Origin of the sequence: Paenibacillus macerans, from assembly GCF_900454495.1 — a bacterium.
Taxonomy (GTDB): Bacteria; Bacillota; Bacilli; order Paenibacillales; family Paenibacillaceae; genus Fontibacillus; species Fontibacillus macerans.
The window spans coordinates 318,939-344,397 of the sequence record NZ_UGSI01000001.1 but is presented as its reverse complement, the minus strand read 5'-3'; the positions used below and the strand labels follow the sequence as shown (position 1 = coordinate 344,397).

The following is a 25,459-nucleotide window of genomic DNA, read 5'->3' as shown; positions in this document are numbered from 1 at the left end:
ATTTCTGCAATAATCCCCATATTGTCTTCTCCGAAAGGAATGTGATATCGTAGGTTATAAAAAATTGAGCTGGATGAAAACGATGTTCTACATGCATGGATTTTATCAAAAGGGGCGAACGGTTCTATCATGATTATCCGCCAAATCTTTAACAACAACGTGATTCGGGCTGAGGACCAGGTCGGTCATGAGTTTGTGGTGATCGGCAACGGTCTGGGCTTTAAGAAAAAGCCGGGGCAAACAGTGGATGAGGAAAAGATCGAAAAAACGTTTATTCTCAAACCGGATAAAGTTCCGCAAAAGTTAATCGATCTGATCGGTGAAACATCGGCGGACTATTTCTCTCTGGCCGACGATATCGTAAGCTGCGCCAAGGCGGAGATGGGAAATATATTCAACGATAATATTTACATCACGCTGATCGACCATATTCATTTTGCGGTATCCCGATATAAAAACGCCATGAATCTGAAAAACGCACTGTTTTGGCAGATCAAAAAGTTTTACCCTAAGGAATTTTCGATCGGCTTGAATGCGCTTCAGTTGATCAAAAAGCATTTTGATATCGAGATGGACGAGGACGAGGCCAGCTTTATCGCCATGCATTTCGTGAATGCCAGACAAGACGGTCAGGGCATGCAGCGGACGGCCGAGATTACGAAGGTGATGAGCGAAATCGTCGACATCGTCGCCCGGTTCTATAATTTGGAGCTGGATGAAAAATCGTTTAATTACTCCCGTTTTATTACCCATATTCAATACTTTGCGCAAAGAATGCTGAGCGGCGAGCAGGAGCGTTCCGCGGCGGGAGACAATTTTCTCTACGAGCAAATTAAGATAAAGTATCCCAAGGCATTCGAATGCATGAATTTAATCAACCGCTATCTGGAACAAAATTATGAAAACGCGATGTCGATTGATGAAAAAGTGTATTTGACGATTCATATTCAGCGGGTAACCTCCCGCAGCGAGGTTTAAAAAAATCATAAACGGGTTGCAAACGGTTACGGATTGGTTTATAGTAATCTTACAACTTAAATTTAAGGATTGTTACTGGTAAAACAGGCGATACCTAAACGAATGGCATATGATCACTCCGGTGATCCCGCGGGCCTTTCGTTTAGGTATTTTTTTATGCCCAAAACATGTGCAGGCAAAGGAGAATGACATATGGACAACAAGAAGTTGGCCGACGACATTGTTCGTCTGGTCGGCGGCGAGGAAAACATTAACGATCTCGTCCATTGCGCGACAAGACTTCGCTTTAGTTTAAAGGATTCCAAAAAAGCCGAAAGGGAAACTTTGGAAAAGCATGAAGGTGTGATCACCGTCGTGGAAAGCGGCGGTCAGTTCCAGGTCGTTGTCGGCAGCCATGTCGCTAATGTGTACGCCGAAATCGCCAAAAGCACCAGCTTTCTAAATAAAGCCGCGGAGAATTCGGCAAGCGGCCAGAAGGTATCGGCTGTGTCCAAAGTTTTTGAAGTGATCTCGGGCAGCTTCTCGCCGCTTATTCCGGCAATGGCCGGCTCCGGGATGCTGAAGGCGCTTCTTACGGTGTTAACCATGGCCGGCTGGATGTCCGACACCAGCGATACTTACATGATCCTGTCCGCCGCCGGGAATGCCGTGTTCTACTTTTTGCCTATATTCCTCGGCGTTACGCTCGGAATCAAGCTCAAAACCAATCCGTACGTTGCCGGAACCATCGGAGCAGCGCTGATGGAGCCCAGCTTTACGGGCTTGATGGACAAAGGAACCGACGGTTCTTTCCTGGGAATTCCGGTTGTCCTGATGAATTATTCGTCCAGCGTGTTCCCGATTTTTATCGCCATCAGCATATATGCCGTTTTGGACCGGTTCCTGAAAAAGATCATTCTTAAGGACCTGCAGGTTTTCCTGGTGCCAATGCTGTCGCTCATGATCATGGTGCCGTTGTCGGCCATCGCTTTTGGCCCCTTGGGGACAAGCGTCGGGGATTGGATCGCCGCGGGAGTCACTTGGCTGATTAACGTTAGCGGCATACTCTCGGGCATGGTGCTTGGCGGAGGTATGACCTTTATGGTCGTGCTCGGCTTGCATTGGGGCTTTACGCCGATCACGCTGCAAAACATCAACAACGGCGGCGATCCGATCGAGGCCATGGCCGCCGCGGCCGTGTTCGCCCAGATCGGGGTTGCGCTCGGCATTTTCCTTAAGGCCAAAAAGGATAAAGCGCTAAGATCCATATCCGGCTCTTCCGCCGTCACGGGCCTGCTGGCCGGGGTAACCGAGCCGATCGTATACGGGCTTATCCTCCGCTACAAGAGAGTCATTCCCATCGTCATTATTGCCGGCGCGATCGGCGGAGCGGTTAACGGCCACTTTGGCGTTAAATATACGGCTTATGTATTCCATAACATCTTTTCCATTCCGGTCGAGAAGCCATCAGGCATCTTTGTCATATCGATGATCCTGTCCATGGGCATCGGCTTGCTGCTGACCTTGATCTTTGGGTATGAGAGCAAAGGCAAGGCGAAGACGGCGGAAGCTGAGTCCGTAGTGCAAGCGGAATCCGGACCGCAAACGGTTCAGCCGGAAAAGCATGCCGAATCCGCTGCCATAAGCATTAAGAAAGAGCAGGTTCACAGCCCGCTGACCGGCAAAGTCGTTCCGCTTAGCGCGGTTGACGATGAGGCTTTCTCTTCCGGAGCGATGGGCAAAGGCTTGGCTGTCCTGCCCAGCGAGGGGATCGTAGTCGCGCCGATGGATGGAGTGGTTACCTCCCTGTTCCCGACCGGTCATGCGCTCGGGTTGACCTCGGCCGCAGGGACGGACATCCTGATCCACATCGGCATAAATACGGTGTCTCTCAAAGGGAAGTACTTTAAACCCGCGGTTAAAGAGGGGGACGCGGTGAAGCAAGGGGACGTTCTGATTGAATTTGATCTGGAGCAGATTCAGGCGGCCGGATACCAGACCGTAACGCCGGTGATCGTCACCCTGACGGAACGAGAGGTTGAAATTTTCGAGACCGACCAGGAGAAGATTGAGAAAAACGATGTGTTGTTGACCCTGATTTAAATTTCAAATGGGAGTTCAAAAATTTAAATGCGAGTTCAAAAAGCCAGGTTATCAGCACCGAAGCGTATGCTTCCGAAGTGCGTTTTTTCAAAACGCTGTAGGTCGGATGAAGTTAGGGACGTCAGGAGCGGAGCGTACGTTTGGGGTGCGTGAGCAGCGGAAATGTTTCCGTAGGAAACATGCTTCGCCAAGCAGTTGCTAAGGCCAGGCTGAATTCAAGATTCGACGCCCGATCCGCTTCCTGACCTGCTTCGTGATAAGAAAAACGCTATCGACGAACAATCAAAGAAGACATACCGCCCTAAACTGAAGTTTTTCTTGCGATTTAAGGAAGACATGCTTCGGTGACTATTCATTCTTAAATCTTCAAAAGACGACTTTTTGAACTATCTCTATAAATTTATTAAACTGGAGGAATCAAATCATGCTGCACCAACATCTGAAACCATTTCCCGAAAACTTCCTGTGGGGAGGCTCCACCTCGGCTTATCAATTCGAGGGGGCGTGGAACGAAGACGGAAAAGGCCCGTCCGTCGTGGACCTGGCGAATCATGTCGTAGGAGTTACGGATTTTAAAGTAGCGAGCGATCATTATCATAGATACAAAGAAGACGCAGCTTTAATGGCCGAAATGGGCTTTAAAGCGTACCGGTTCTCCATCGCTTGGACGCGGATTTACCCGGAAGGCTCGGGAAAGCTGAATATGAAGGGGATCGAATTCTACAGTTCCCTGATCGATGAACTGATCAAGTATGGGATCGAGCCGATTGTGACCATGTATCATTTCGATTTGCCTTATGCGCTGGAAGCTAAGGGCGGCTGGTCCAACCGCGAAACGATCGCCGCGTTCGAACAATACGCCAAAACTTTGTTCGAGCATTTCGGAAACCGGGTAAAATATTGGCTGACCATCAATGAACAAAACATGCTGATCCTTCATCCCGGTTCGATCGGAACGCTGAATGAACAACTGGAAAATCCGCAGAAGGAGCTGTACCAGCAAAATCATCATATGCTGGTGGCCCAAGCCAAAGCGATGGCATTGTGCCATCACATGCTGCCTGACGCCAAGATTGGTCCAGCGCCCAATATCGGGGCCATTTACCCGGCCAGCTCAAGTCCGGAAGATGTACTGGCGGCCGACAATTATGCGGCAATCCGCAATTGGCTTTATCTGGACATGGCGGTGTTCGGAACCTATAATCATATCGCCTGGAGTTACTTGCTCGAAAAAGGATATGAACCGGTGATTGCAGACGGCGATATGGAGATTTTAAAACAGGGCCGCCCGGATTTTATCGCCTTTAATTACTATACCTCGCAAACGGTCGGCGAAAGCAAAAATGACGGAAACGACTTTTCGCATACGGGCGACCAGCATGAAATCGTCGGCGAGCCGGGAGCTTACAGAGGTTCGGTCAATCCTCATTTGCAGAAGACGGAATTCGGCTGGGAGATCGATCCCGTAGGTTTTAGAACCACGCTCCGGCAAATCTATTCCCGTTACCGTCTGCCGTTGATTGTCACGGAAAATGGCTTGGGCGCCTTCGACAAACTGGAGGACAACGATGTGGTTCAAGACCCCTATCGCATCGATTTTTTCAGAAAGCATATCGAGCAAATTCAATTGGCCATTACCGACGGCGTAGACGTTTTCGGTTTCTGTCCTTGGTCGGCGATCGATCTCGTAAGCACTCATCAGGGATCGAGCAAACGTTACGGATTTATTTATGTGGATCGCGACGAGTTCGATCTCAAAGAACTGCGCAGAATCCGAAAGCAAAGCTTTTACTGGTATCAGCAACTGATTCAAAGTAATGGGGAAATTCGTTGAATTTTAAAAAACCGCCTGGTGATTTGCCGGGCGGTTTTTTAGGGAGAACTCCAACGGGGCTCATGGGAACGAACGCCACGCCTACCTTCCCAGAAATAGCGGTAAATAGTGGCGTTATTTCCGGAATTTAGCCCCTCGCTCGCATAATAGAGGAACTTTTTGGTCTTATTTTCTCGCCATGCCTGAAAAAAGCACCATTTTGCCTGCATTCTCCAAAAATAGCAGTGAAAATTTCCTTTATTTAGGATAAACCTCTTTCTTCCCATAAATAGAGCCCTTTTTTGCCGTTATTTCCACAGACCTCCACAATAGGGAGCCTGCTCCCTTCCGCATTCTGAAAAAAGATACGGCGGCGGCTAATCGATCAGCTCGCCCTGGAAAACCTGCTCCCGCCGCAAATAATCCCGTAGCGCCCCGTATTCCGGCGACGTCCAGAAGGACGCGTCGGCCACCAGCCGGGCGGCGTCGTCCCGCGCCGCCTCCAGCACCGCATAATCGCTGACCATGTCCGCGATGCGGAAATCCGGCACCCCGCTTTGCTTGGTGCCGAAAAAATCCCCGGGACCGCGCAGCTCCAGGTCCCGCCGGGCCACTTCGAAGCCGTCGTCCGTATCGGTCATGACCTTCATCCGTTCCTGACCGACCTCCGACTTCGGATCGGCGATGAGCACGCAATACGACGCGTGCTCGCCCCGGCCCACCCGCCCGCGCAGCTGGTGCAGCTGCGACAGGCCAAACCGGTCGGCGTCCATCACGATCATCAGCGTCGCATTGGGCACATCGACACCGACCTCGACCACGGTCGTCGACACCAATAGCTGGACCTCGTTGTCGTAAAACGCCCGCATTACCTCGTCCTTTTCGGCCGCCGTCATCCGCCCGTGCAGCAGGCCGACCCGGAAGTCCGGGAATGCCTGCTGCATCGCCACGTACAAATCGATGGCATTCTGCACGTCGAGCTTGTCCGATTCTTCGATGAGCGGGCAGATGACGTAAGCCTGCCGGCCTTGCAATACTTCCCGGGAAATAAAACCGAGCACGCGGTCCATCATCTCGTGTTTGACCCAATACGTGGAGATCGGCTTGCGCCCTTTCGGCCGCTCCGACAAGGTCGAAACGTCCATGTCGCCGAAGGCGGTGATCGCCAGCGTGCGCGGGATCGGCGTCGCCGTCATCGTCAGCACATCGGGATTAAAGCCTTTGCGCCGCAAAATGCTGCGCTGGTTGACGCCAAAACGGTGCTGCTCGTCGGTGACGACGAGGCTGAGCGAGCGGAAAAACACGTCCTCCTGAATCAGCGCGTGCGTGCCGACGACGATTTCGACCAGCCCCATCTGCAGCGAAGCCAGCAGATCCTTGCGCTTGCGGCCCGTCAAGCTGCCGGTCAGAAGCCCGACCGTAATGCCGAACGGTTCAAACAGCTTCGTCAAGGAACGCATATGCTGCTCCGCCAAAATTTCGGTCGGAACCATAAAGGCTCCCTGGTGGCCCGATTTCACCGCCGCGAATAAAGCGATCGCCGCGATGACCGTTTTGCCCGAGCCGACGTCCCCCTGAAGCAGCCGGTTCATGCAGTACGGGGAACGCATGTCGCGCAAAATTTCCAGCTCCACCTTCTTCTGCGCGTCGGTCAGCTCAAACGGCAAGCTGCGCACGAACTCCCGCACCGTGGCGTTGTCCACGGTATGCGCCACGCCGTCCATCCGCTCGTGGTTCATCGCCCGGTACGCCTGCAGCTTCAGCTGAAACAAAAACAGCTCCTCGTACACCATGCGGCGGCGGGCCTGCTGTCCCTCTTCGTTGTCCTGCGGCTGGTGAATGCGCTGAATCGCAAACTTGCGGGACATGTGGCCGTACTTGCGCAGCAGCTCCTGCGGCAAAATTTCCGGAATCATCTCCCCGTACTGCAGCAGCGCCTGCCCGATCGTCTTGCGAATCCATGCCTGCGTAATTTTTCCGCCGACCGAATACACCGGCTGCAGGCTGCCGCTGCGCAGCGTCCCGCGATCCGGAAACTCCGATTCCGATACGGTCAATTGGCTGCGGCGCATATCCCATTTTCCCGTCAAAATGATCTCCCGGCCGCTCGTCAGCTGATCCCGCAAAAAATGACGGTTGAACCAGGTCGCCGTAAACATCCAGTCCTCAGCGACCATTTTGCAGGTTAACCGCGATTTGCGGCCATACCGCTGCAGAACGGGGACGCCCATGATCTTCGCCTGCACCGTCACTCTGTCCCCGTCCTTCACTTCCGTCAGGGAGCGGAGGCGGTAATCCTCGTACCGGAACGGATAATATTCGATCAAATCATTCACCGTAAAGATGCCAAAGGCGTGAAGCTCCTCCTGTTTAAGAGCGCTCACGCCGCTGACTTGCCTCACGGGAATTTCATGCAAATCCATATTGAAATCCCTCGCTTTACACACCCATTGAACCTTAAAGCGGAAACTACTCGCCGGCCCCGGAAGCCGGCCACATAAACACGGCCAAAATGCCGGGCCCCACATGCGTCCCCACCACGGCGCCGATGCTCGTGCGAACAACCTCGTGCAGCGTAAAATGCTGCGATAGCAGGCTCAGCATCTCCGCCGCGCCTTCCGGGTTCACGCCGTCGCACACCGCCACGTTCAAATCCTTGCTCTCGCCGAAGTCGTTCACGAACAACTCAATAACGCGGGACAGCGCCTTTTTCCGGCCCCGGGCCTTATCGACGGCATAAATCACGCCTTCCCGGTCCACCGACAAAATCGGCTTGATATTGAGCAAATTTCCCAAAATCGCCGCCGCTTTGCCGATCCGGCCGCCTTTTTGCAAATACTCCAGCGTATCGACGAGAAAATAAAGGCGGCGTTCCCGTCCGAGCCGCTCCACCTCTTCGCGAATCCGTTCCACCGTCGCCCCTTGTCCCGCGAGCCTGGCCGCATGGACGACCTGCAGCCCAAACCCGTAGGATGCGCAGAGGGAGTCGATAACGGTAATGCCGGACTCTTGACCCAGCTCCTCCTCAATCATTTCCTTGGCGAGCCGCGCCGATTGGTATGTACCGCTCATGCCGGAGGAGATATGGATCGAGATGATCGGCGCGCCGGGATGGGCATCCAACAGGCCTCGGTACACTTCCGCATATTGGGAAGGCGAAGTTTGCGAAGTCGTCGGCAGCTCGCGCGACTTCGTCAGTTTAGCGTAAAACTCCTCCGCAGTAATATCGACGCCTTCAACAAAAGATTGATCGCCGAAGGCCAGCCGCATCGGCACGATATGAATGCCTAGCTCCGAAGCGATGGACTGCGGAATATCCGCCGTGCTGTCGGCCACAATAACCGCCTGCCGCATAAGGTTCTCCCCCTTTCCTCTATCGTCCGCTTTCTTTCCTGCGCCCGTCAGGATTCCACCGAAAACAGATAGTAGTAGATCGGTTGCCCGCCGGAGTGAACCTCCACTTCGACATCCGGATACTTGTCTTGCAGCCAGGCCACGAGCCGGTCCGTCATTTCTTCCTCGGCTTCCTCGCCCGCCAGGACGGTGACGATTTCATCGCCGCCGGCCAGCATTTTGTCCAGCAGCCCCTGGCAGGTTTCCAACAGCCCCTCTTCCGTAGCTACGATTTTCGCGTCCGCAATCCCGATGTAATGCCCGGCCGTAATTTTCAGATCGTCAAACATCGTATCGCGAACGGCATAAGTCACCTGCCCCGTTTTTACATGCTGCACCGCGCTCAGCATATTCGATTCGTTGACCTCTACGTTCTCTTCCTCCTGGAAAGCGAACGCCGCCGCAATACCCTGCGGAATGCTCTTGCTCGGAACAACGATGACGTTGCGTTCCCCTTCAAGCAGGTCGCGGGCCTGCTGCGCCGCCAAAATAATGTTCGAATTGTTCGGAAGCACGAACACGTGCTGGGCCGAAATGGACTCGATCGCTTTCACGAAGTCCTCCGTGCTCGGATTCATCGTCTGTCCGCCGGACAAAACGACGTCAACGCCCAAGCTGGTGAAAATATCGGCAATGCCTTGCCCCGAAGCGACGGCGATAAATCCGTAAGGCGCCAGCTCATCGGCCGGCAATTCGGCCGGGTCCGCCGGCCGCAGCGTTTCCGCCGGAATGTCGGCGAACAGCTCCGGCATCGGAGCGGCGTCCATGCCCGCGGTGAGCAATTCGCGATGCTGCTCCCGCATGTTCAAAATATGGATCTGCGTTATTTCGCCGTACTGCAGCGCCAAATTAAGCACATCGCCCGGCGTTTTGGAATGGACATGCACCTTAATAATCTCGTCGTCGGCGATCACAATAATGGAATCCCCATTCAGCGACAGCGCTTTCCGGAACTTCTCCTCGTCAAAAACGGCCCCCTGCACGCCGCCAAGCTTGCGGTTGATAAAAAATTCCATATCGTATAAAAACTCGATATCCTCGGTTTCCAGCTTGGCTTGGGCCGGCGCGGGCGCATGCACCGCAGCCGCCGGAGCAGGCTGGAGGATTTCCGGAGCCGCGGGCTTAAGCGGAGCTTGTCCCGGCCAGGCTTCAGCCGCGCCTTCACCGGACAGCCATTCCATAAATCCTTCATAAATATACACAAGTCCTTGACCGCCCGAATCGACGACGCCAACCTGTTTCAGCACGGGCAGCAATTCCGGCGTACCGGCAAGAGCTTCCTTGGCTTTGGCCAGCACCTCGCCCATCAGCTCCGTGATATCATGAGTTCTTCTCGCGTAAAAAACCGCGTGTTTGGCCGCTTCCTTCGCCACCGTCAAAATCGTTCCCTCCACCGGCTTCACTACCGCTTTATAAGCGGTATCCACGCCGCTTTGCAGGGCGGAGGCGAATTGAATCGGATTCAGTTCCTCCAACGAAGCGACATGGCGGCTGAAACCGCGGAACAACTGGGACAAGATAACGCCGGAGTTCCCGCGGGCGCCCATGAGCAAACCTTTGGACAAGGTTCCCGCTCTGCTGCCGACACCTCCGCTTCCGTTATTCTGCAATTCGGTTACGCCAGCCGTCATCGTCAAATTCATATTCGTACCGGTGTCCCCGTCGGGAACCGGGAATACGTTCAGGGAATTGACGTGCTCCGCATGCTCCGACAGCCGCTTTGCACCGGCCAACACCATGGCGGTAAAATCAGTTCCATTTAAAGAACGCTTACTCAATGAGAATTCCCCTTCCTAGCTTGATCCACGTACGCTTGGACTGCGGGCAATCGCATAAAACGGCCTCGATCCGGCCGGCCCCGGGTCCAACTATCTCGCAAAAAGCAATAATATAAAAGATGATGAAATTATTATGGACTAAACCATATTGTACTATAAGAACACGTAGAAATAAACTTTAACGATCTGTTGACGCAGCTTTTTTTGCTGTGATATTATATATAAGTATTGTTTTATGCGGTCCATGAGAAATCAAACCGTTATTTTCAAGACAGGTGTACCTGGAACAGGAGGTGTAATGAATGGCTCGCAAATGTTATGTGACTGGCAAGAAGCCAGGCAGCGGTAACCATGTATCTCACGCAAACAATCGCAATCGGCGCTCTTGGGGCGTAAACGTGCAAAAGGTCCGGATCTTGGTAGACGGTAAACCGAAACGCGTATACGTCAGCACTCGGGCTTTGAAATCCGGTAAAGTGACCCGCGTGTAATCTCGGGACGGGACATATAGACAAAAAGCACCTTTTTATGGAGGTGCTTTTTTCATGCGTTTTTTTGCCTGGAAGTCTCGGGTAACAACCGGTACCGGTCAAAGCCACGTCAGCCAAAGGGCCCTTTCGTGAATGGCAGGCGGGAACCGCTAGGGGCGGGCCCTTCGCTCCTCAGGCGGCCTGCAGCCGCCTAGTTTTTGTGAAACGTATTTAGAACGGCTTTGACGAATCCTCCCAAAAACTTAGGCAGCTTGAATGTGTAAAATTTCATCGTTCACCCTCCCCAATCGTGCTCATGCTCACCCATATTCTATGTTCAATTTCATTTACCCGTGTATTCCCGCCACAAAAAAAAGGTTACATGAGAACCCTGCTCATGTAACCCATTGTATGCGCATCTTTTGGCGCCTATTCCAAACCGGCCAGGCTCTCCCGGATTTCTCCGATCGCCCTGCGGCGGTCGGCTTGGCCAAACACCGCGTTGCCGGCAACGAGCACATCCGCCCCCGCTTCCACGACGAGCGGCGCCGTCGCTGCGGAAATGCCGCCATCCACCTCGAGCCGCAAATCCGTTAGGCCAAGCTCGTCTTTCCATGCTTTCAGCTGGCGGATTTTGCTCAGCGTTCCCGGAATGAACGCCTGCCCGCCAAATCCCGGGTTTACGGTCATCACCAGCACGAGATCAACGTCCTCCAGCACCTCGTGGACCGCCGAAGCCGGCGTCGCCGGATTGATCGCGACCCCCGCCTTGACGCCTTGCTCTTTGATCAGGTGCAGCACGCGGTGCAGATGAACGCAGGCCTCGGCGTGAACGGTAATGAGATGAGCGCCCGATTTGGCGAACGCGGGAACGTATTCCTCCGGCTTCTCGATCATTAAATGGACGTCCAGCGGCAGCTTCGTCAGCGGCGCGATCGCTCCCATGACAAGCGGACCAAACGTGAGATTCGGCACGAAATGCCCGTCCATCACGTCGACATGCAGCCAGTCGGCTCCCCCCCGCTCCACATCGGCGACCTCTTCGCCCAGCTTGGCGAAATCCGCCGACAAAATCGACGGCGCAATGTAAATTGGATTCATGCGGCTAATACCTCCGTTTTTTCTCTTTCATTTCTTCCTGGAACTGCACGTAATGCTCGTAGCGGCTCGCAGCGATGACTCCCCGGTCCGCCGCTTCCCTAACCTTGCAGCCCGGCTCGTGCAAATGGCTGCAGCCCCGGAATTTGCAGGCTTCGGCGTATTCCGCAAACTCGCGGAAGCAGCCGGACAGCTCTTCGACGCCAAGCTCAAGGAAGTCAAGCTGGCTGAAACCCGGCGTATCGGCCACGTACCCGCCGTTTTCCAGCTCGATCAGCTCCACATGGCGGGTCGTATGGCGGCCGCGGCCCAGCTTCAGGCTGATTTCGCTCGTTTCCAGCGAAAGCCCCAGCATCGCGTTCAGCAGCGACGATTTGCCGACGCCCGACTGCCCGGAGAACACGCTGATCTCGCCGGCGAGCCGCGCTTTGACTTCCCCCGTCCCGGCGCCGGTGGCGGAGCTCGTGACGATCACCTCATAACCGATCGAGCGGTAAAGCTTTTGCACCCGGAGGAGGCTCTCCGCTGCTTCATCTTCCTCTTCGTCCAGCAAATCGCCTTTGGTCAGGCAAATCAGCGTCTTAAGTCCGGCATGCTCGATATGCACCAGGAACTTGTCCAAAAGCTGCAGATTGAGGTCGGGTTCCCGCAGAGAGAACAGCAGCACCGCCAGCTTGGCGTTGGCGATCGGCGGACGGATCAGCTCGGTCTCACGCGGCAAAATTTCGTCCACCGTGCCTTCTCCGTTTTCCGTCGGGGTATAAATAACACGGTCCCCGACGAGCGGAGTAACTCCCTTTTTTTTAAAGATGCCCCGGCCCCGGCACTGCACGTTACCTTCCGCAGCCGCTAGGGCGGGCTTTACGTAGTAATATCCGCTTAATGCCTTCACGATTAAGCCTTCCGGCATAAAATGCAGGCCTCGCTTTCATCTCGGTTTGCCTTAATGTCCATGCTTGTTCCCCTTACCGTTGCCTTTGCCTTTACCTTTTACCTTGTCGCTCACGGCCGAGACCAGGTTGCCCGATTGAACCATGCCGGTATCCGGGATCTCTCCCGAATCCTGGTCCATCGTATTCTCATCGCCCCATGTCTCCTCCGAGCTGCTGGCCGGAAACTCCGGAACGGGCACCGTCCCCTGCTTGGCGTCGATATAGTTTATCTGGTAGGTATCCAGCAGCACCCCGTCCCGAGTCACGGAAACGTAGCCGTTCTTGTTGGGCGCAAGCACGAGGTCGACGGCGAGATATTGCGCTTTGCCGATCGTTTTGGTACCCCACTGCTGACTGTCGCCGCGCGCGTCCCCGTAGCTGATGCTGATCTTGCTTTTCTGTCCTTCCACCGCAGGCACGACCGGAACCTGATACGTATACGTGATCGCCTCCGGCGGATAACCGGTGCTGACGAACAAAGTAACTTGCGAGCCCGGCGGGACTTCATCATTCGGCGCGTACGGCCACTGCTTGGTAACCTTGCCCGCTTCGACTTCGTAGCTCGGTTCCTCTTTGATGCCGTCCTCGGCCAGCTTTAGCCCCCACTTCTTAATTTCGGCTTCCGCTTCGGCCTGGGTTTTGTTCACCAAGTTCGGCATTTTGACATTTTCCGGCCCCGTGCTGACCGTCAGCACGATTTCCTCCGTTTCGGGATCAAACTCCGTTCCGGGGTCGGGGCTTTGGCCGATGATCTGGCCCGCTTCCTTGTCGTCGCTGGGCTCCTCCTTTTTCGAAATGCGGTCTTCGTCGATCCCCAAGGCAACCAGCTGCTTCACGGCTTCATCGTAAGTCATCCGATCCGTCGTCAGCGTCGGCATCTTGGGCAGCGGCTTGGCAATACTGACCTTGAGGTCGACCGTGGAGCCTTCCTTCACCTTCATCCCTTCCGGTTTGCTCTGTTCCCAAACGACCCCTTCGGCAAAGCCATCTTTATACTTGCGGTCGATGTCGCCGACTTCGATCCCGTTGTCTTTAAGCTTGGCGATCGCATCCTGTTCCTGCAGGTTCACGACACTTGGTACGCTGACCTCCGGTACGGTGACCAGACTGCTGAGATACCATGCGACGCCCGCCATCGCCAGCAGAATGACCAAGGTCAACCCGACCCATAACGCCGGCTTGCCCCAAGCTTTTTTCTTCGGAACCTGGCGTTCTTCGAGTGCAGCCGCATTGTCCCGCTCCCGCGGATTGTCCCGGGTCAGCTTGGCCGAACCTCCCGGCTTTGCCCCGGCTTGAGGGCGGATGGCCGGGATGATTCGCGTGCTATCTTCATCATCATGTTCAATAAAGGCCAGTTTCGATTCCATCCGCCGTTCCGGCAGCAGGCAGGTTTCCAGGTCGCGCAGCATTTCTTTCGCCGACTGGTAACGTTCCCCGGGATTTTTGCGCATCGACTTTAAAATAATATTTTCCACGCTTTGCGGAATCATCGGGTTGACCGTCCGCGGCTCGTCGAAATGCTCCTGCAGGTGTTTCAGCGCCACGCTGATCGGGCTTTCGCCCAAAAAAGGAAGCCGCCCCGTCAGCATCTGATAGAGCACGATCCCCAGGGAATACAGGTCCGATTTCTCCCCGGTCGCCACCCCTTTGGCATGCTCCGGCGAAAAATAATGCACCGAACCGACCACCGACCCCGTCTGCGTAATCGTTGTCGACGTGACGGCGCGGGCGATGCCGAAGTCGGTAACCTTCACCCATCCGTTGCGCCCGATTAATATGTTATGAGGTTTAATATCGCGGTGAATGATTTGATTCTGATGGGCGTGATCCAGCGCGTCGGCGATTTGCGACGCGATGCGGACGGCTTCCTCGACTTGCAGCGGGGCCCGCTCCTTGATGATTTCATTCAAATTTTGGCCTTCCACGAACTCCATCACGATATAATGAACGTCGTCTTCTTGTCCGACATCATACACGCTGACGATGTTCGGATGCGATAAGGATGCGGCCGACTGCGCTTCCCGGCGGAAACGCCGGATAAATTCCTCGTCATTCACAAATTGTTGACGCAGCACTTTTATGGCCACGTAGCGATTCAGCAAAATGTCCTGCGCTTTATAGACGAGCGCCATCCCGCCTCCGCCGACTCGTTCGACAACCTGGTAACGACCGCCCAATTCGTGTCCGATCATGAATTCCACTCCTTTGTGCCTGACCCGGCATCCTCATGTTGTTCCAGCAAGGCGATGCTGATGTTGTCGTCGCCTCCGGCATGCAAAGCCATCTGAAGCAGACGATCGGCGCGATCGTACAGCGCAAGATCATCCAACCCCAGCGTCAGGGTCATTTGTTCCGGCGTAACGTAATTGCTGAGCCCGTCGCTGCAGAGCAGCAGGATTTCCCCAGGCTCCAAAGTTACTCGGTTCATGTCGACATCGACCTGTTCGTCGGTGCCCAGCGCCCGGGTCACCACATTGCGGTGAGGATGGACATTCGCCTCCTCGGCGCTGATCTGGTTGCTTTTCAGCAACTCATTGACCAAGGAATGGTCGTCGGTCAGCTGGACGATCTCCCCGCGCCGGTACTTGTACGCCCGGCTGTCGCCGATATGGCCGACCATGCCATCGCGCCCGGCCAGCAGCACGGCCACGACCGTGGTGCCCATGTTGCGGTACTCCTCATGCTCCGACGCTTTGCGGAACACGACTTCGTTGGCGTGGAGGATCGCTTTTCTAAGCTCCTCGCCGAAATCCCGGACCGACAAGCCTCCCGGCAGCCCGGCCAAATCCCGGGTGATCGTCTCCACGGCCAGGCTGCTGGCGACATCGCCGGCCTGATGGCCGCCCATTCCGTCGGCCACGACGCCAAGCGTGTAGCCTTGCTCGAGCCGGTCCACCCAGGTGCAGTCCTCGTTAACCGAACGGACTCGTCCCACATCACTCAAATAAACCGTCTTAATCACTTTCGTTCACCTCGCACCAGACTCCATATGCTTTGCCCGCAGTTGGCCGCAGGCCGCCGCAATATCATGGCCTTGCTCCCGGCGAATCGTCACATTGACGCCCTTGTCCGCCAAGACCCGTTGAAAATTAAAGATATCGTTTCTGGACGTTCTCACGTATTTGCGTTCCGGCACGTAGTTGACCGGAATCAGGTTGACATGGCAGAGCATGTCTTTGATCACGCCGGCCAATTCCTCCGCATGCTCCGGCTGGTCGTTGACCCCGCCGATCAGCGCGTATTCGAAGGTGATCCGGCGGCCGGTTTTGGCGATATAGTAGCGCAGCGCCTCCATCACGTCGTCAAACGGAAAGCGCCGGTTCACCGGCATCAGCTTGGAACGGAGCGCATCGTTGGGCGCGTGAATCGAGATCGCCAGATTGATTTGCGTATTCTCGTCGGCAAACCGGTAAATGTTCGGCACAATACCGCTCGTTGATACAGTAATATGCCGTTGTCCGATGTTCAAGCCCTTTTCGTGGATCATAATCCGCAAAAATTTCATCGTGGCGTCATAATTTTCGAACGGCTCGCCCGTCCCCATGATAACGATGCTGCTGACGCGCTCGCCTTTGGCGTCGAGAATTTTCTGCGCCTGCACAACCTGGGCGACGATTTCGCCGGGCGTCAGGTTGCGTTTCAGGCCGCCGAGCGTGGAAGCGCAAAAGGTGCAGCCCACCTTGCATCCGACCTGCGTCGTCACGCAGATGCTGTTGCCGTAATTATGCTTCATGATGACCGTTTCGATCGCGTGGTCGTCATGCAGCCCGAACAGAAATTTAACGGTACCGTCCTTGGATTCCAGCTTCGTAATTTCCTGCAGCGTAACGAAAGCAAACTGCTCGTCCAGCTTCTGCCGCAGCGATTTGGACAGGTTGGTCATCTCGGCGAAGGAACCGACGCGCTTCACGTACAGCCAATCGAAAATCTGGCCGCCGCGAAAGGCCGGCTCTCCTTGGCTCACCGCCCAATCCTGCAGCTCTTCCAAAGTATAATCATATATAAAAGGCTTCATTTTCACACACCTATCCTATGTTTTATCAAAAAATCACCCACTCATTCCACCTATTTTATCATAAATCACCATGACACTAAAGTATGCGCCGGATAGGGCCGCTCCTGACAGCCTTCCGGGACTTTGGGAGGCGGGGGAAAATGTGCGGCGGAAACGCTGGACAGTTGGGCCGAGAAAGGTTGGGCAAGCTGAGGACGAGCGAGAATAGGACTGGGGGAGGTAAGCAGGAGGAGCCAATGATGGACGGTCCTGAAATTATGCGAGTATGGCGATGGCGGCTCTTTTGCGAAGCGAAGGCCTAGGAAAAATTGCAAAGTTAGCTTGTTGAAAAACCCAGGCGAAAACATAAGAACAAAAAATGTCGCTATTTCGGCGATATCCCCCATGTTGAGCGAAATAGAGGAACATTTTGTCGTTATTTTCCCAAATCGCGGGGAAATGGCCACCTTTCGCACCGCTCACTAAAAAATAAGGACCAAAAATTCCGCTAAGGGTGATGATCGTGCTCATATCCAGAAATAAGAGCATAAAGTTCCGCTATTTTTTATGAAGGGGTTCAGAGGAGGGAATTATCGGCCAGTTCCCATGCCTAATTCAAAAAGGCCAAGCCCGGCGGCAATGACCGTGAGCTTGACCTCTAAAAAAACCGAAACTAGTCTCATTCTATTTGCCGCCGCGCTTTCGCAAACGGGCGATATAAAATCCGTCCGAATGGAAGTCCTGCGGCAAAATTTGCAGCCCTTCCGCCACCCGGCCGGCGGCTTCGGCCAGCGGCCGCCGCTCCCAGCCGGCCGGCTCCTCCGCCGCCAAAGCGAACTCCGGATGGCGGTTCAGGAACCGCCGAACCATCTCGGCGTTTTCCCGGGGTTCGATCGTGCAGGTGCTGTAAACGAGGATGCCCTCCGGTTTCAGCAGTCCGCTGACCGCGTCCAGCAAACCTTCCTGAACCCCGGCGATCTCTTCAACGTCGCCCGGCGTCTTCGCCCACTTCAAATCGGGCTTGCGGCGGATTACGCCAAGGCCCGAGCAGGGCGCGTCGAGCAGGATGCGGTCGAACGATTCCGGCGGGAAGCGACCGCTTAGCTTCATCGCGTCTCCCGACAGCGCCCGCACGTTCCCGAGGCCCAGCCTGTCGGCGTGATCTTCAATCAGCTTGGCTTTGTGCGGGTGGATATCGTTCGCGACCACCTCGCCGCTGCCCTCAAGGATCTCCGCCATATGGCAGGTTTTCCCGCCGGGCGCCGCGCAGCAGTCCAGCACCGACATGCCCGGCTGCGGATCCACCGCTTCGGCCACCAGCATGGAGCTTTCGTCCTGTACGGAAACCAGCCCGTCCCGGTACCAGGACGTCAGGGCCATGTTGCCGCCGCTATGTACGATGATGCCGTCCGGCGATATCGGGGAAGCCGACGCCGCAAGGCCCTGCTCCTCCATCAGCCGCAGCATCTCCTCCCGGCTCGTCCGGGCCCGGTTGACCCTGACGCTGACCGAAGGCGGCTCGTTGTTGGCCCGGCAGATGGCTTCGGCCGCAGCAATGCCGTACTGCCGGGCCCAGCGGGCGACCAGCCATTCCGGATGCGAATGGGCCAGGGCGATTCGGCTGACCGGCGGCAGATCCTCCGGCAAGGTCAGCTCCTCCTTCCGGCGCAGGACGTTGCGCAGGACACCGTTCACCATCCCGGATATACCCTGATGCCCCCTCTTTTTGGCGATATTGACCGCTTCGTTGACAACGGCATGCGGAGGGATCCGGTCCAGGTAATGAAGCTGGTAAAAGCTAAGCCGCAGCAAATTGCGCACCCACGGAGCAAGCTTGCCAAGCCCTTTCGTCACGAAAGGCGCCAAAAAAAAGTCGATCGTGTTCAACCGTTGAATCGTACCGTATACCAATTCGGTCACAAGACCCGCGTCCGGACCGGACAGACCGGATTTTTGCAGCGCCCCGTTGAGCAGCAGGTTGCTGTAGGCGCCCTCCTGCTCAACCGCGGTAAGCACCTCCAGCGCGACGCTGCGGGCGGACGGCTTCGCCTGTCCGCGGGCCGCTCCCCCCGACGGGCCGGCGCCTCCTCCGGCACTCGCCTTTTGAACGGCGCCGCGTGCCGTGCCCGCATTTGGAGCAGAGCTGCGCCCGGCGTCCCCCTTTGGTGCGTTTCCGCGCACAGCGCCCGCCCTGGAAGCGGAACTGCCCCCTGCCTTTGAAGCGAAACCGCCGCCCGCGCCTGTCTTCGAAGCTCCGCCCCGTTCCCTGCCGCCTTTTCCTCCGCCAACGCCACCCTCTAGACTCATCCCAATACCGTTCCTTTCTTCATCACGCCGCCGCGCACGAACTCCGCGGCCTCCATCGCTTTTTTGCCGGCCGGCTGCACGCGGGTGAGCAGTACGGAGCCATCTCCGGTTTTCACCTCAATGCCGCGTGCCGACAAGTCGAGCACCGTCCCCGGAGCCTGTCCGGACGCGGATCCGCCCGCGGAAACGGATGCGGTAGTGGAAGCTTCGCCCTCCGCAGGCTTGGCGACCGACCATATTTTAAACACTTCGCCGTTCCATAACGTAAAACCGCCGGCAAAAGGAACGAGCCCCCGCACCCGGTTGAAGATGTCCCGTGAAGAAGCCGACCAGTCGATGCGTTCATCCTCGCGGCTCAGGTTCGGCGCATAGGTCGATTCCTCGTCGTTTTGCGGAATCCGCTCGGCCTTGCCCGCCACGATCAGCGGCAGTTGCTCAAGCAGCAGCCTGGCTCCCGCCTCGCTCAGCTTCTCGAACAACGTGCCGGACGTGTCCTCGTCCTCGATCGGAACGACGGACTTCGCGATCATATCGCCGGTGTCCAGCCCCTCCGCCATATACATCAGCGTGATGCCGGTCTCCTTCTCGCCGTTTATGATCGCGCGTTGGATCGGCGCGCCGCCCCGATATTTCGGCAGCAGCGAACCGTGAACGTTAAGGCAGCCGTAACGCGGCAAATCGAGCACCGCCTTGGGCAAAATTTGCCCGTACGCCGCCGTGACGATCAGGTCCGGCTGATAGGCCGCGACCTCCGCCACCGCCTCGGGGGCGCGCATCCGCGCCGGCTGCAGCACAGGCAACCCGTGCCGCAGCGCCGCTTCTTTAACCGGCGTCGGCGTCAGCACCTTTTTGCGCCCCTGCGGACGATCCGGCTGGGTTACGACGGCGGCCACATCGTACCCTTCGCGCAGCAAAGCCTCCAGGGAAGGAACGGCAAACTCCGGGGTTCCCATAAAGACGATCTTCACCTGCGACGTCACTCCTTCTCTTCACCTTCCGGCGTAATTTCGTACACTCGTTCGGCCACATCGGTGTAGAGCACTCCGTTCAAGTGGTCGATTTCATGCTGAAAAGCTCGGGCCAACAGCTCGGACCCGGTATAAGACACTTCATTCCCGTTGCGGTCCAGCCCTTTGACCGTCACCGTCATCGCCCGGCGCACATCGCCGCGGTAACCCGGGATGCTCAGGCACCCTTCGGGCCCGAACTGCTCGCCTTCCGTGGACACGATCTCCGGATTGATCAGCTCGATCAGCCCGTGCTCATCGCCTACGTCCACCACGATCATCCGTTTTAGAATGCCGATCTGCGGGGCGGCCAGTCCCACGCCTTCCGCGTCGTACATCGTATCCGCCATATCGGTCAAAATTTTCTGAACGTTTGGGGTAATTTTCGTCACTTCTTTGGCTACCTTATGCAGCACTTCATCCGGTTCTTTTACGATAATACGTATCGCCATACGGCACTTCCTTCCGTCGCTTCATGAGTTTTCGAGAAATATTTATAGAGGAGCATTCTTCAAAAAATATATATGCCGTAAACCCGAGGTTTGATCATACATTGCATACAGCCATTACATCAGCATTTGCGGATCGACGTCGATGCTGATTTGCAAACTGGCGTCGCGCAGGCCCGCCAGCGTTGCGGCCGCCGTTTCCCGCACCAGGCCGACCGCGTCCAAATCGCCGCGGTACTTCACCATGCACTGGAACCGGTAGCGGTTCTTGATGCGCGGAATCGGCGAGGCGACCGGGCCGAGAATGTCCAGAGCCGCCGGCGCGAACCGGTCCAGGCTGCCGAACCAGCCGAGGCGCTGCGCCTTGGCCCGCAGATCGCCGGCGAAATTTTCCGCCATGCGGAGCAGCAGCGGCAGCTTCTCATGCGAGAGCGTGACCAGAATCAGCCGGCTGTACGGCGGATAATGCAGCGCCTTGCGGTGCCCCAGCTCTTCGCGCACGAACGATAAATAATCGTGCCCGCTGGCATGGACGATGGAGTAATGCTCCGGCATATAGGACTGGATAAACACTTCCCCCGGCAGCTGATGGCGCCCGGCGCGCCCCGCCACCTGGGTCAGCAATTGGAACGTTTTCTCCGCAGCGCGGAAATCGGGGAAATTCAGCGCCGTGTCCGCCGCGATTACGCCGACCAGTGTCACATCGGGAAAATCCAGCCCCTTGGCCACCATCTGCGTGCCCAGGAGCACGTCGCCTTTTTTCTCCCGAAACGCCTGCAAAAGCCTTTCGTGCGCGCCTTTTTCGCTCGTCGTGTCCACATCCATGCGGATGACGCGGATGCCCGGAAACAGCTTGGCCAACTCGGCTTCGACCCGCTGGGTGCCCGTGCCGAAGTAGCGGATATGCTCGCTGCCGCACTCCGGGCATACGGACGGCGCCGCTTCGGCGTAACCGCAATAGTGGCAGCGCAGATTGTTCGATTTCTGATGGTAGGTGAGCGAAATGTCGCACTCGGGGCAGCCGGCCACGTATCCGCAGGTCCGGCACATCACAAACGTGGAATAGCCGCGCCGGTTGAGGAACAGCACGGTCTGTTCGCCGCGCTCGAGGCGGGCTGAAATCCCCCGGTGCAGCGCGCGGCTGAACATCGAACGGTTGCCTTCCTTCAGTTCTTCCCGCATGTCGACGATTTGAACCCCCGGGAGCCGGCTGCCGGACGGACGCTGCTTCATTTCCAGCAGCACCGGAGCAAAGCCGCCGTGATCCCCGCCCGCGGAGCGCGCCGCATGGTAGCTCTCCAGCGACGGGGTCGCCGAGCCCAGAATCACCGCGGCCCCGTGCTGCCGGGCGCGCCGGACGGCGACGTCGCGGGCGTGATATTTCGGCGTTTCCTCCTGCTTATAGGAGGTTTCGTGCTCCTCGTCCATGACGATCAGCCCGAGTTTGGCAAACGGCGCAAACACCGCCGAACGCGCTCCGATCGCCACCTCCACCCGGCCTTCGCGGATTTTCCGCCACTCGTCGTACCTTTCCCCGGTGGACAACCGGCTGTGCATCACGGCAACCTTGCCGCCGAACCGCCCTTTGAACCGCTCGACCATCTGCGGCGTAAGCGAAATTTCCGGAACGAGCACGATCGCCTGGCGCCCCAGGGAAAGACAGCGCTCAATCGTTTGCAAGTAAACCTCCGTTTTGCCGCTCCCGGTCACCCCGTGCAGCAGGAACACTTCGGACTTCCCGGCGTCAAGCGCCGCGGCCAGCCGATTATATACGATCTCCTGCTCCGGCGTTCGTTCCAGCGGCGCGCTGCTCTTAAAGCGGCGTCCCTGGAAAGGGTCGCGGAACACTTCGACGTCTTCGATCGCGGCGTAGCCTTTTTCCGCCAGCTTCTTCACCGTGCCCGCCGTCACCCGCAGGGTGGACAGCACCTCTTGGAGAGACAACGGCATGCCGACCTCCAGCAAAAACTGCAGCACTTCTTTCTGGCGTTTGGCCTGCGGCCCGAAAGAAGCGAGCGCGTCTTCCGCCGCCTTGCCGCTGACCGCCGCGGCCACGCTTTTCACCGTTTTTTTGCCGACCTTGTCCTTGATCGCCTGGCTTTCCGTCAGTACGCCCCGGCTTAGCAAATCCTTGATGATCGCCGCCCGGTCCGGAAACCGGCCGCCAAGCTGGGTCATCGTCACGGTTCCGGACGCCTTGACGTGGGCGACGATTTCCTCCTCTTCCCGGGTCAGCAAAGCCGACAAAGAGGGCAGGCTGCCGGTTTCCCGGCGCAGTTCCTCTTCCTCCTGCCCGCCCCGAAACGGCTCCGCTGCGCTTCCCGCCGCGACCAGCTCCGCAGCGCCTTCGCTTTCCGGCGCATCCTCCGGCCCGGCCGCGCGGATATACCGTTCCGCCTTGCCTTTCAGCGCCGACGGAATCATCGCCTGCAGCGCCGAAATCATGCTGCAGGCGTATGTCCGGCTTATCCAGTCCGCCAGCTCCACGAGGTCGGGCGGCAGAGGGGGCAGCAGGTCCAGCAGTTCCTGAATCGGCTTCATGCGCGCCGGATCCATTTCCGGCTGTTCATGCAGCGAAACGACAAACCCCTGCACCGTGCGGCGTCCGAACGGAACGCCGACCCGGCTGCCGACCTCGATCCACCCCGCCAGCGGCTGAGGAATCAAATAATCAAAAGGCCGGTCGGTTTCCCGGCTCGGCACATCCACGATCACTTTGGCCATTCGGTAGGTCATCGGCCCGTTCCCTTCAAGCGGCCGGCCGCAAGCTCCATAATCCGCATGCCCACTTCGTCTTTGGCGAGCCGGGGCAGCGAATCCACCAATCCGTTCGCATCATAAACGTTTACGATGTTGGTTTCGGCGCCGAATCCCGCTCCCTCCGCGGTGACGTCGTTGGCGACGAGCAAATCGCAATGTTTGCGCTTCAGCTTGTCCATAGCATGCTGCTCGAGATTTTCCGTCTCCGCCGCAAAGCCGATCAGCAGTTGGGTCGTTTTCTGTTTCCCGAGCGTTTCCAAAATATCGATGTTTTTCACCAGCTCCAGCACCAGGGAATCGCCGGTTTTTTTGATTTTGTTCGGCGCGGTTTCCTTCGGCCGGTAATCCGCCACGGCGGCGGCCTTCACCATGATATCCGTATCGTCCCATTCCCGAAGGGCCGCTTCGTACATCTCCTGCGCCGAGGAAACGCGCGTCAAGGATATCCCCGCAGGCGGTTGCGCTTGCGTCGTTGCGGCGATAATCTTCACGTCCGCCCCCAATTCCCGGGCCGCTTTAGCGATGGCAAAGCCCATTTTGCCCGAAGAGTCGTTGGTGATATAGCGGACCGGATCGATCCGCTCGACCGTGCCGCCGGCGGTCACGACGACTTTTTTGCCGGCGAGCGGCTTATCCGCCCGTTTGGCCTGGCGCGCAAAATAGCCGTTCACCACGGCCGCGATCGACTCCGGCTCTTCCATCCGCCCTTTGCCCGTATAACCGCAGGCCAGCAGCCCTTCGCCGGGCTCGATCATCATGACTCCGCGCTCCACGAGCTCAGCCATATTGCGGACGACCGCCGGGTGCTCGTACATATGCACGTTCATCGCCGGAGCAACCATGATCGGCGCCTGCGTGGCGAGCAGCGTCGTCGACAGCATGTCGTCGGCGATTCCCGCAGCCATTTTGGCGATGATGTTGGCCGTGGCCGGAGCGACCAGCACGAGATCGGCCCAATCGGCCAAATTGATGTGCGAAATCGATTCAGGATGCTTTTCATCAAACGTATCGGTGTACACGAAATTTTTCGATAAGGCCTGCAGCGTCAGTTCCGTAATAAACTTGGTCGCCGACCGGGTCATGATGACGCGGACCTCCGCTCCTTCTTTCACCAGCTTGCTGGTTAACGACGCCGCTTTGAACGCGGCGATTCCGCCGGTGACGCCTAGCAAAATTTTTTTGCCGGATAACATCGGTATCCCCTGCCTTTCTCCCAAACCAAAAAAATAACAACCTCGCGGTTGTCGTAAAGCAGCCCGGAGGCCGGAATCTATTCTTTGTCTGCCGGCTGTTCTCCGTCGTTTTTGATCTTGACGTAGTCGCCGTAAATCTCTTCGAGCGCAATGCCGACCTGCTTATGCGACTTCGGCTGCTTCAGCTCGCTTTTGTCTCCTTCGCGCAGTTGTCTGGCGCGGCGGGACGCGGCCACGACCAAGGAGTATTTGCTCCCTACTTTGCCGAGCATCTTGTCAATGGATGGATACAGCATAACGTAACACCTCTTCTTATTGGCTGATCGCCGGATTTAGCATTTCCCCTGCTTGCGGATTCTGCAATGTTCGGCGATAATGATGGATTGTATTCTTTGGCAGGCATGATCGATTTCGTCATTGACGACGGCATAATCATAATTTTCCATCAGTCCGATCTCATGCGCGGCCACCGACATGCGATGGTCGATCGTTGCCTGGTTTTCCGTTCCCCGGCCTTGAATGCGGCCCTTCAGTTCGTCAAGCGAAGGCGGGAGCAGAAACACGAACACGCCCTCCGGGAATTTCTCCTTCACCTTGAGCGCACCTTGAACTTCGATCTCCAAAATAATGTCCTTGCCGCCGGCGATCGTCTCTTCCACGAAATCGCGCGGGGTGCCGTAAAAGTTGCCGACGTATTCGGCATACTCCAGCAGTTGATCGTTTTCGATCATTTCCAGAAACTGCTCACGGCTTTTGAAAAAATAGTTCACGCCGTTTTCTTCGCCAAGGCGAGGCTGCCGCGTCGTTGCGGAGACCGAATAAATCAAATCCGGCATGCGCTTGCGCAGTTCGCTGCAAACCGTTCCTTTCCCGACGCCCGACGGTCCAGATAACACAATAAGTAACCCTTTAGACATAATTCTCTCCATTTTATTCGTCGTTGTCTTCATCTTTGGTCGACAGCCGGTGGGCGACTGTCTCCGGTTGCACCGCCGACAAAATAACATGGTCGCTATCCGTGATAATAACCGCGCGCGTCCGGCGCCCGTATGTAGCGTCAATCAGCATATGGCGATCTCTCGCTTCCTGAATGATCCGCTTGATCGGCGCCGACTCCGGACTGACGATCGAAATGATTCGGTTGGCCGATACGATATTTCCGAAGCCGATGTTAATAAGTTTAATTCCCATGTTCAGGTAGTTCC

At 56.5% G+C, this 25,459-nt stretch carries 22 protein-coding genes; 4 read left to right on the top strand and 18 right to left on the bottom strand.

The window, feature by feature from the left end:
- The first annotated feature begins 129 nt into the window (after positions 1-129).
- From licT to DYE26_RS01525, 3 genes are all read left to right on the top strand, one after another.
- Entirely contained in the window at positions 130-978 is an 849-nt protein-coding gene (gene licT / locus DYE26_RS01535) for a BglG family transcription antiterminator LicT (RefSeq protein WP_036621620.1), read from the top strand.
- A 192-nt stretch (positions 979-1,170) separates the two neighbouring features.
- Positions 1,171-3,060, top strand: a complete 1,890-nt coding sequence (locus DYE26_RS01530) for a beta-glucoside-specific PTS transporter subunit IIABC (RefSeq protein WP_036621617.1) — start codon at positions 1,171-1,173, stop codon at positions 3,058-3,060.
- A gap of 424 nt (positions 3,061-3,484) precedes the next feature.
- A complete protein-coding gene (locus DYE26_RS01525) occupies positions 3,485-4,894 on the top strand; it encodes a glycoside hydrolase family 1 protein (protein WP_036621615.1) in 1,410 nt (469 codons plus the stop codon).
- Between the two features lie 356 nt (positions 4,895-5,250).
- Here the strand turns inward: DYE26_RS01525 and recG are convergent, their stop codons facing one another.
- From recG to DYE26_RS01510, 3 genes are read right to left on the bottom strand one after another with little or no spacing between them, the layout of a single operon-like run.
- On the bottom strand, positions 5,251-7,296 hold the full coding sequence (recG, locus tag DYE26_RS01520) for an ATP-dependent DNA helicase RecG (protein ID WP_036621614.1): 2,046 nt from the start codon (positions 7,294-7,296) through the stop codon (positions 5,251-5,253).
- Between the two features lie 46 nt (positions 7,297-7,342).
- Positions 7,343-8,227, bottom strand: a complete 885-nt coding sequence (locus DYE26_RS01515; protein WP_036621613.1) for a DegV family protein — start codon at positions 8,225-8,227, stop codon at positions 7,343-7,345.
- A 47-nt stretch (positions 8,228-8,274) separates the two neighbouring features.
- On the bottom strand, positions 8,275-10,044 hold the full coding sequence (locus DYE26_RS01510) for a DAK2 domain-containing protein (RefSeq protein WP_036621611.1): 1,770 nt from the start codon (positions 10,042-10,044) through the stop codon (positions 8,275-8,277).
- Between the two features lie 302 nt (positions 10,045-10,346).
- Here DYE26_RS01510 and rpmB point away from each other — a divergent pair, with 302 nt between their 5' ends.
- On the top strand, positions 10,347-10,535 hold the full coding sequence (gene rpmB / locus DYE26_RS01505; protein WP_009225259.1) for a 50S ribosomal protein L28: 189 nt from the start codon (positions 10,347-10,349) through the stop codon (positions 10,533-10,535).
- A gap of 190 nt (positions 10,536-10,725) precedes the next feature.
- Here the strand turns inward: rpmB and spoVM are convergent, their stop codons facing one another.
- The 15 genes from spoVM to remA all read right to left on the bottom strand — a co-directional run bounded on the left by spoVM (position 10,726) and on the right by remA (position 25,445).
- Positions 10,726-10,806 (bottom strand): stage V sporulation protein SpoVM, encoded by an 81-nt coding sequence (gene spoVM, locus DYE26_RS01500; RefSeq protein ID WP_036621610.1) that lies wholly within the window; start codon positions 10,804-10,806, stop codon positions 10,726-10,728.
- A 137-nt stretch (positions 10,807-10,943) separates the two neighbouring features.
- Entirely contained in the window at positions 10,944-11,615 is a 672-nt protein-coding gene (gene rpe / locus DYE26_RS01495) for a ribulose-phosphate 3-epimerase (RefSeq protein ID WP_036621609.1), read from the bottom strand.
- Positions 11,616-11,619: 4 nt separating this feature from the next.
- Positions 11,620-12,522 (bottom strand): ribosome small subunit-dependent GTPase A, encoded by a 903-nt coding sequence (gene rsgA / locus DYE26_RS01490; protein WP_036621608.1) that lies wholly within the window; start codon positions 12,520-12,522, stop codon positions 11,620-11,622.
- 33 nt (positions 12,523-12,555) lie between these two features.
- Positions 12,556-14,736: a Stk1 family PASTA domain-containing Ser/Thr kinase gene (gene pknB, locus DYE26_RS01485; RefSeq protein WP_036621607.1), complete on the bottom strand. Its 2,181-nt coding sequence runs from the start codon at positions 14,734-14,736 to the stop codon at positions 12,556-12,558.
- A complete protein-coding gene (locus DYE26_RS01480) occupies positions 14,733-15,506 on the bottom strand; it encodes a Stp1/IreP family PP2C-type Ser/Thr phosphatase (protein ID WP_036621605.1) in 774 nt (257 codons plus the stop codon). The genes pknB and DYE26_RS01480 overlap by 4 nt, the downstream gene beginning before the upstream one ends.
- A 6-nt stretch (positions 15,507-15,512) precedes the next feature.
- On the bottom strand, positions 15,513-16,559 hold the full coding sequence (gene rlmN / locus DYE26_RS01475) for a dual-specificity RNA methyltransferase RlmN (RefSeq protein WP_036621604.1): 1,047 nt from the start codon (positions 16,557-16,559) through the stop codon (positions 15,513-15,515).
- Positions 16,560-16,814: 255 nt separating this feature from the next.
- Entirely contained in the window at positions 16,815-17,087 is a 273-nt protein-coding gene (locus DYE26_RS33065; protein WP_127463425.1) for a hypothetical protein, read from the bottom strand.
- A 135-nt stretch (positions 17,088-17,222) separates the two neighbouring features.
- A complete protein-coding gene (rsmB, locus tag DYE26_RS01470) occupies positions 17,223-18,845 on the bottom strand; it encodes a 16S rRNA (cytosine(967)-C(5))-methyltransferase RsmB (RefSeq protein ID WP_240534119.1) in 1,623 nt (540 codons plus the stop codon).
- Positions 18,842-19,813: a methionyl-tRNA formyltransferase gene (gene fmt / locus DYE26_RS01465; protein ID WP_036627912.1), complete on the bottom strand. Its 972-nt coding sequence runs from the start codon at positions 19,811-19,813 to the stop codon at positions 18,842-18,844. Before fmt ends, rsmB begins: the two co-directional genes overlap by 4 nt.
- An 8-nt stretch (positions 19,814-19,821) precedes the next feature.
- Entirely contained in the window at positions 19,822-20,304 is a 483-nt protein-coding gene (gene def, locus DYE26_RS01460; protein ID WP_036621603.1) for a peptide deformylase, read from the bottom strand.
- Positions 20,305-20,418: 114 nt separating this feature from the next.
- On the bottom strand, positions 20,419-23,037 hold the full coding sequence (gene priA, locus DYE26_RS01455) for a primosomal protein N' (protein WP_051985375.1): 2,619 nt from the start codon (positions 23,035-23,037) through the stop codon (positions 20,419-20,421).
- A complete protein-coding gene (gene coaBC / locus DYE26_RS01450; protein WP_036621602.1) occupies positions 23,034-24,254 on the bottom strand; it encodes a bifunctional phosphopantothenoylcysteine decarboxylase/phosphopantothenate--cysteine ligase CoaBC in 1,221 nt (406 codons plus the stop codon). Before coaBC ends, priA begins: the two co-directional genes overlap by 4 nt.
- Positions 24,255-24,331: 77 nt before the next feature.
- Entirely contained in the window at positions 24,332-24,550 is a 219-nt protein-coding gene (rpoZ, locus tag DYE26_RS01445; RefSeq protein ID WP_036621601.1) for a DNA-directed RNA polymerase subunit omega, read from the bottom strand.
- A gap of 36 nt (positions 24,551-24,586) precedes the next feature.
- On the bottom strand, positions 24,587-25,171 hold the full coding sequence (gmk, locus tag DYE26_RS01440) for a guanylate kinase (protein WP_036621600.1): 585 nt from the start codon (positions 25,169-25,171) through the stop codon (positions 24,587-24,589).
- A gap of 13 nt (positions 25,172-25,184) precedes the next feature.
- On the bottom strand, positions 25,185-25,445 hold the full coding sequence (gene remA, locus DYE26_RS01435) for an extracellular matrix/biofilm regulator RemA (protein WP_036621599.1): 261 nt from the start codon (positions 25,443-25,445) through the stop codon (positions 25,185-25,187).
- Between the last annotated feature and the right edge of the window lie 14 nt (positions 25,446-25,459).

Coding starts and splice junctions, on each gene's coding strand:
- licT (WP_036621620.1), top strand. CDS start 130: ATGATTATCCGCCAAATCTTTAACAACAACGTGATTCGGGCTGAGGAC.
- DYE26_RS01530 (WP_036621617.1), top strand. CDS start 1,171: ATGGACAACAAGAAGTTGGCCGACGACATTGTTCGTCTGGTCGGCGGC.
- DYE26_RS01525 (WP_036621615.1), top strand. CDS start 3,485: ATGCTGCACCAACATCTGAAACCATTTCCCGAAAACTTCCTGTGGGGA.
- recG (WP_036621614.1), bottom strand. CDS start 7,296: ATGGATTTGCATGAAATTCCCGTGAGGCAAGTCAGCGGCGTGAGCGCT.
- DYE26_RS01515 (WP_036621613.1), bottom strand. CDS start 8,227: ATGCGGCAGGCGGTTATTGTGGCCGACAGCACGGCGGATATTCCGCAG.
- rpmB (WP_009225259.1), top strand. CDS start 10,347: ATGGCTCGCAAATGTTATGTGACTGGCAAGAAGCCAGGCAGCGGTAAC.
- spoVM (WP_036621610.1), bottom strand. CDS start 10,806: ATGAAATTTTACACATTCAAGCTGCCTAAGTTTTTGGGAGGATTCGTC.
- rpe (WP_036621609.1), bottom strand. CDS start 11,615: ATGAATCCAATTTACATTGCGCCGTCGATTTTGTCGGCGGATTTCGCC.
- rsgA (WP_036621608.1), bottom strand. CDS start 12,522: ATGCCGGAAGGCTTAATCGTGAAGGCATTAAGCGGATATTACTACGTA.
- pknB (WP_036621607.1), bottom strand. CDS start 14,736: ATGATCGGACACGAATTGGGCGGTCGTTACCAGGTTGTCGAACGAGTC.
- rlmN (WP_036621604.1), bottom strand. CDS start 16,559: ATGAAGCCTTTTATATATGATTATACTTTGGAAGAGCTGCAGGATTGG.
- DYE26_RS33065 (WP_127463425.1), bottom strand. CDS start 17,087: ATGCTCTTATTTCTGGATATGAGCACGATCATCACCCTTAGCGGAATT.
- rsmB (WP_240534119.1), bottom strand. CDS start 18,845: ATGAGTCTAGAGGGTGGCGTTGGCGGAGGAAAAGGCGGCAGGGAACGG.
- def (WP_036621603.1), bottom strand. CDS start 20,304: ATGGCGATACGTATTATCGTAAAAGAACCGGATGAAGTGCTGCATAAG.
- priA (WP_051985375.1), bottom strand. CDS start 23,037: ATGACCTACCGAATGGCCAAAGTGATCGTGGATGTGCCGAGCCGGGAA.
- coaBC (WP_036621602.1), bottom strand. CDS start 24,254: ATGTTATCCGGCAAAAAAATTTTGCTAGGCGTCACCGGCGGAATCGCC.
- rpoZ (WP_036621601.1), bottom strand. CDS start 24,550: ATGCTGTATCCATCCATTGACAAGATGCTCGGCAAAGTAGGGAGCAAA.
- gmk (WP_036621600.1), bottom strand. CDS start 25,171: ATGTCTAAAGGGTTACTTATTGTGTTATCTGGACCGTCGGGCGTCGGG.
- remA (WP_036621599.1), bottom strand. CDS start 25,445: ATGGGAATTAAACTTATTAACATCGGCTTCGGAAATATCGTATCGGCC.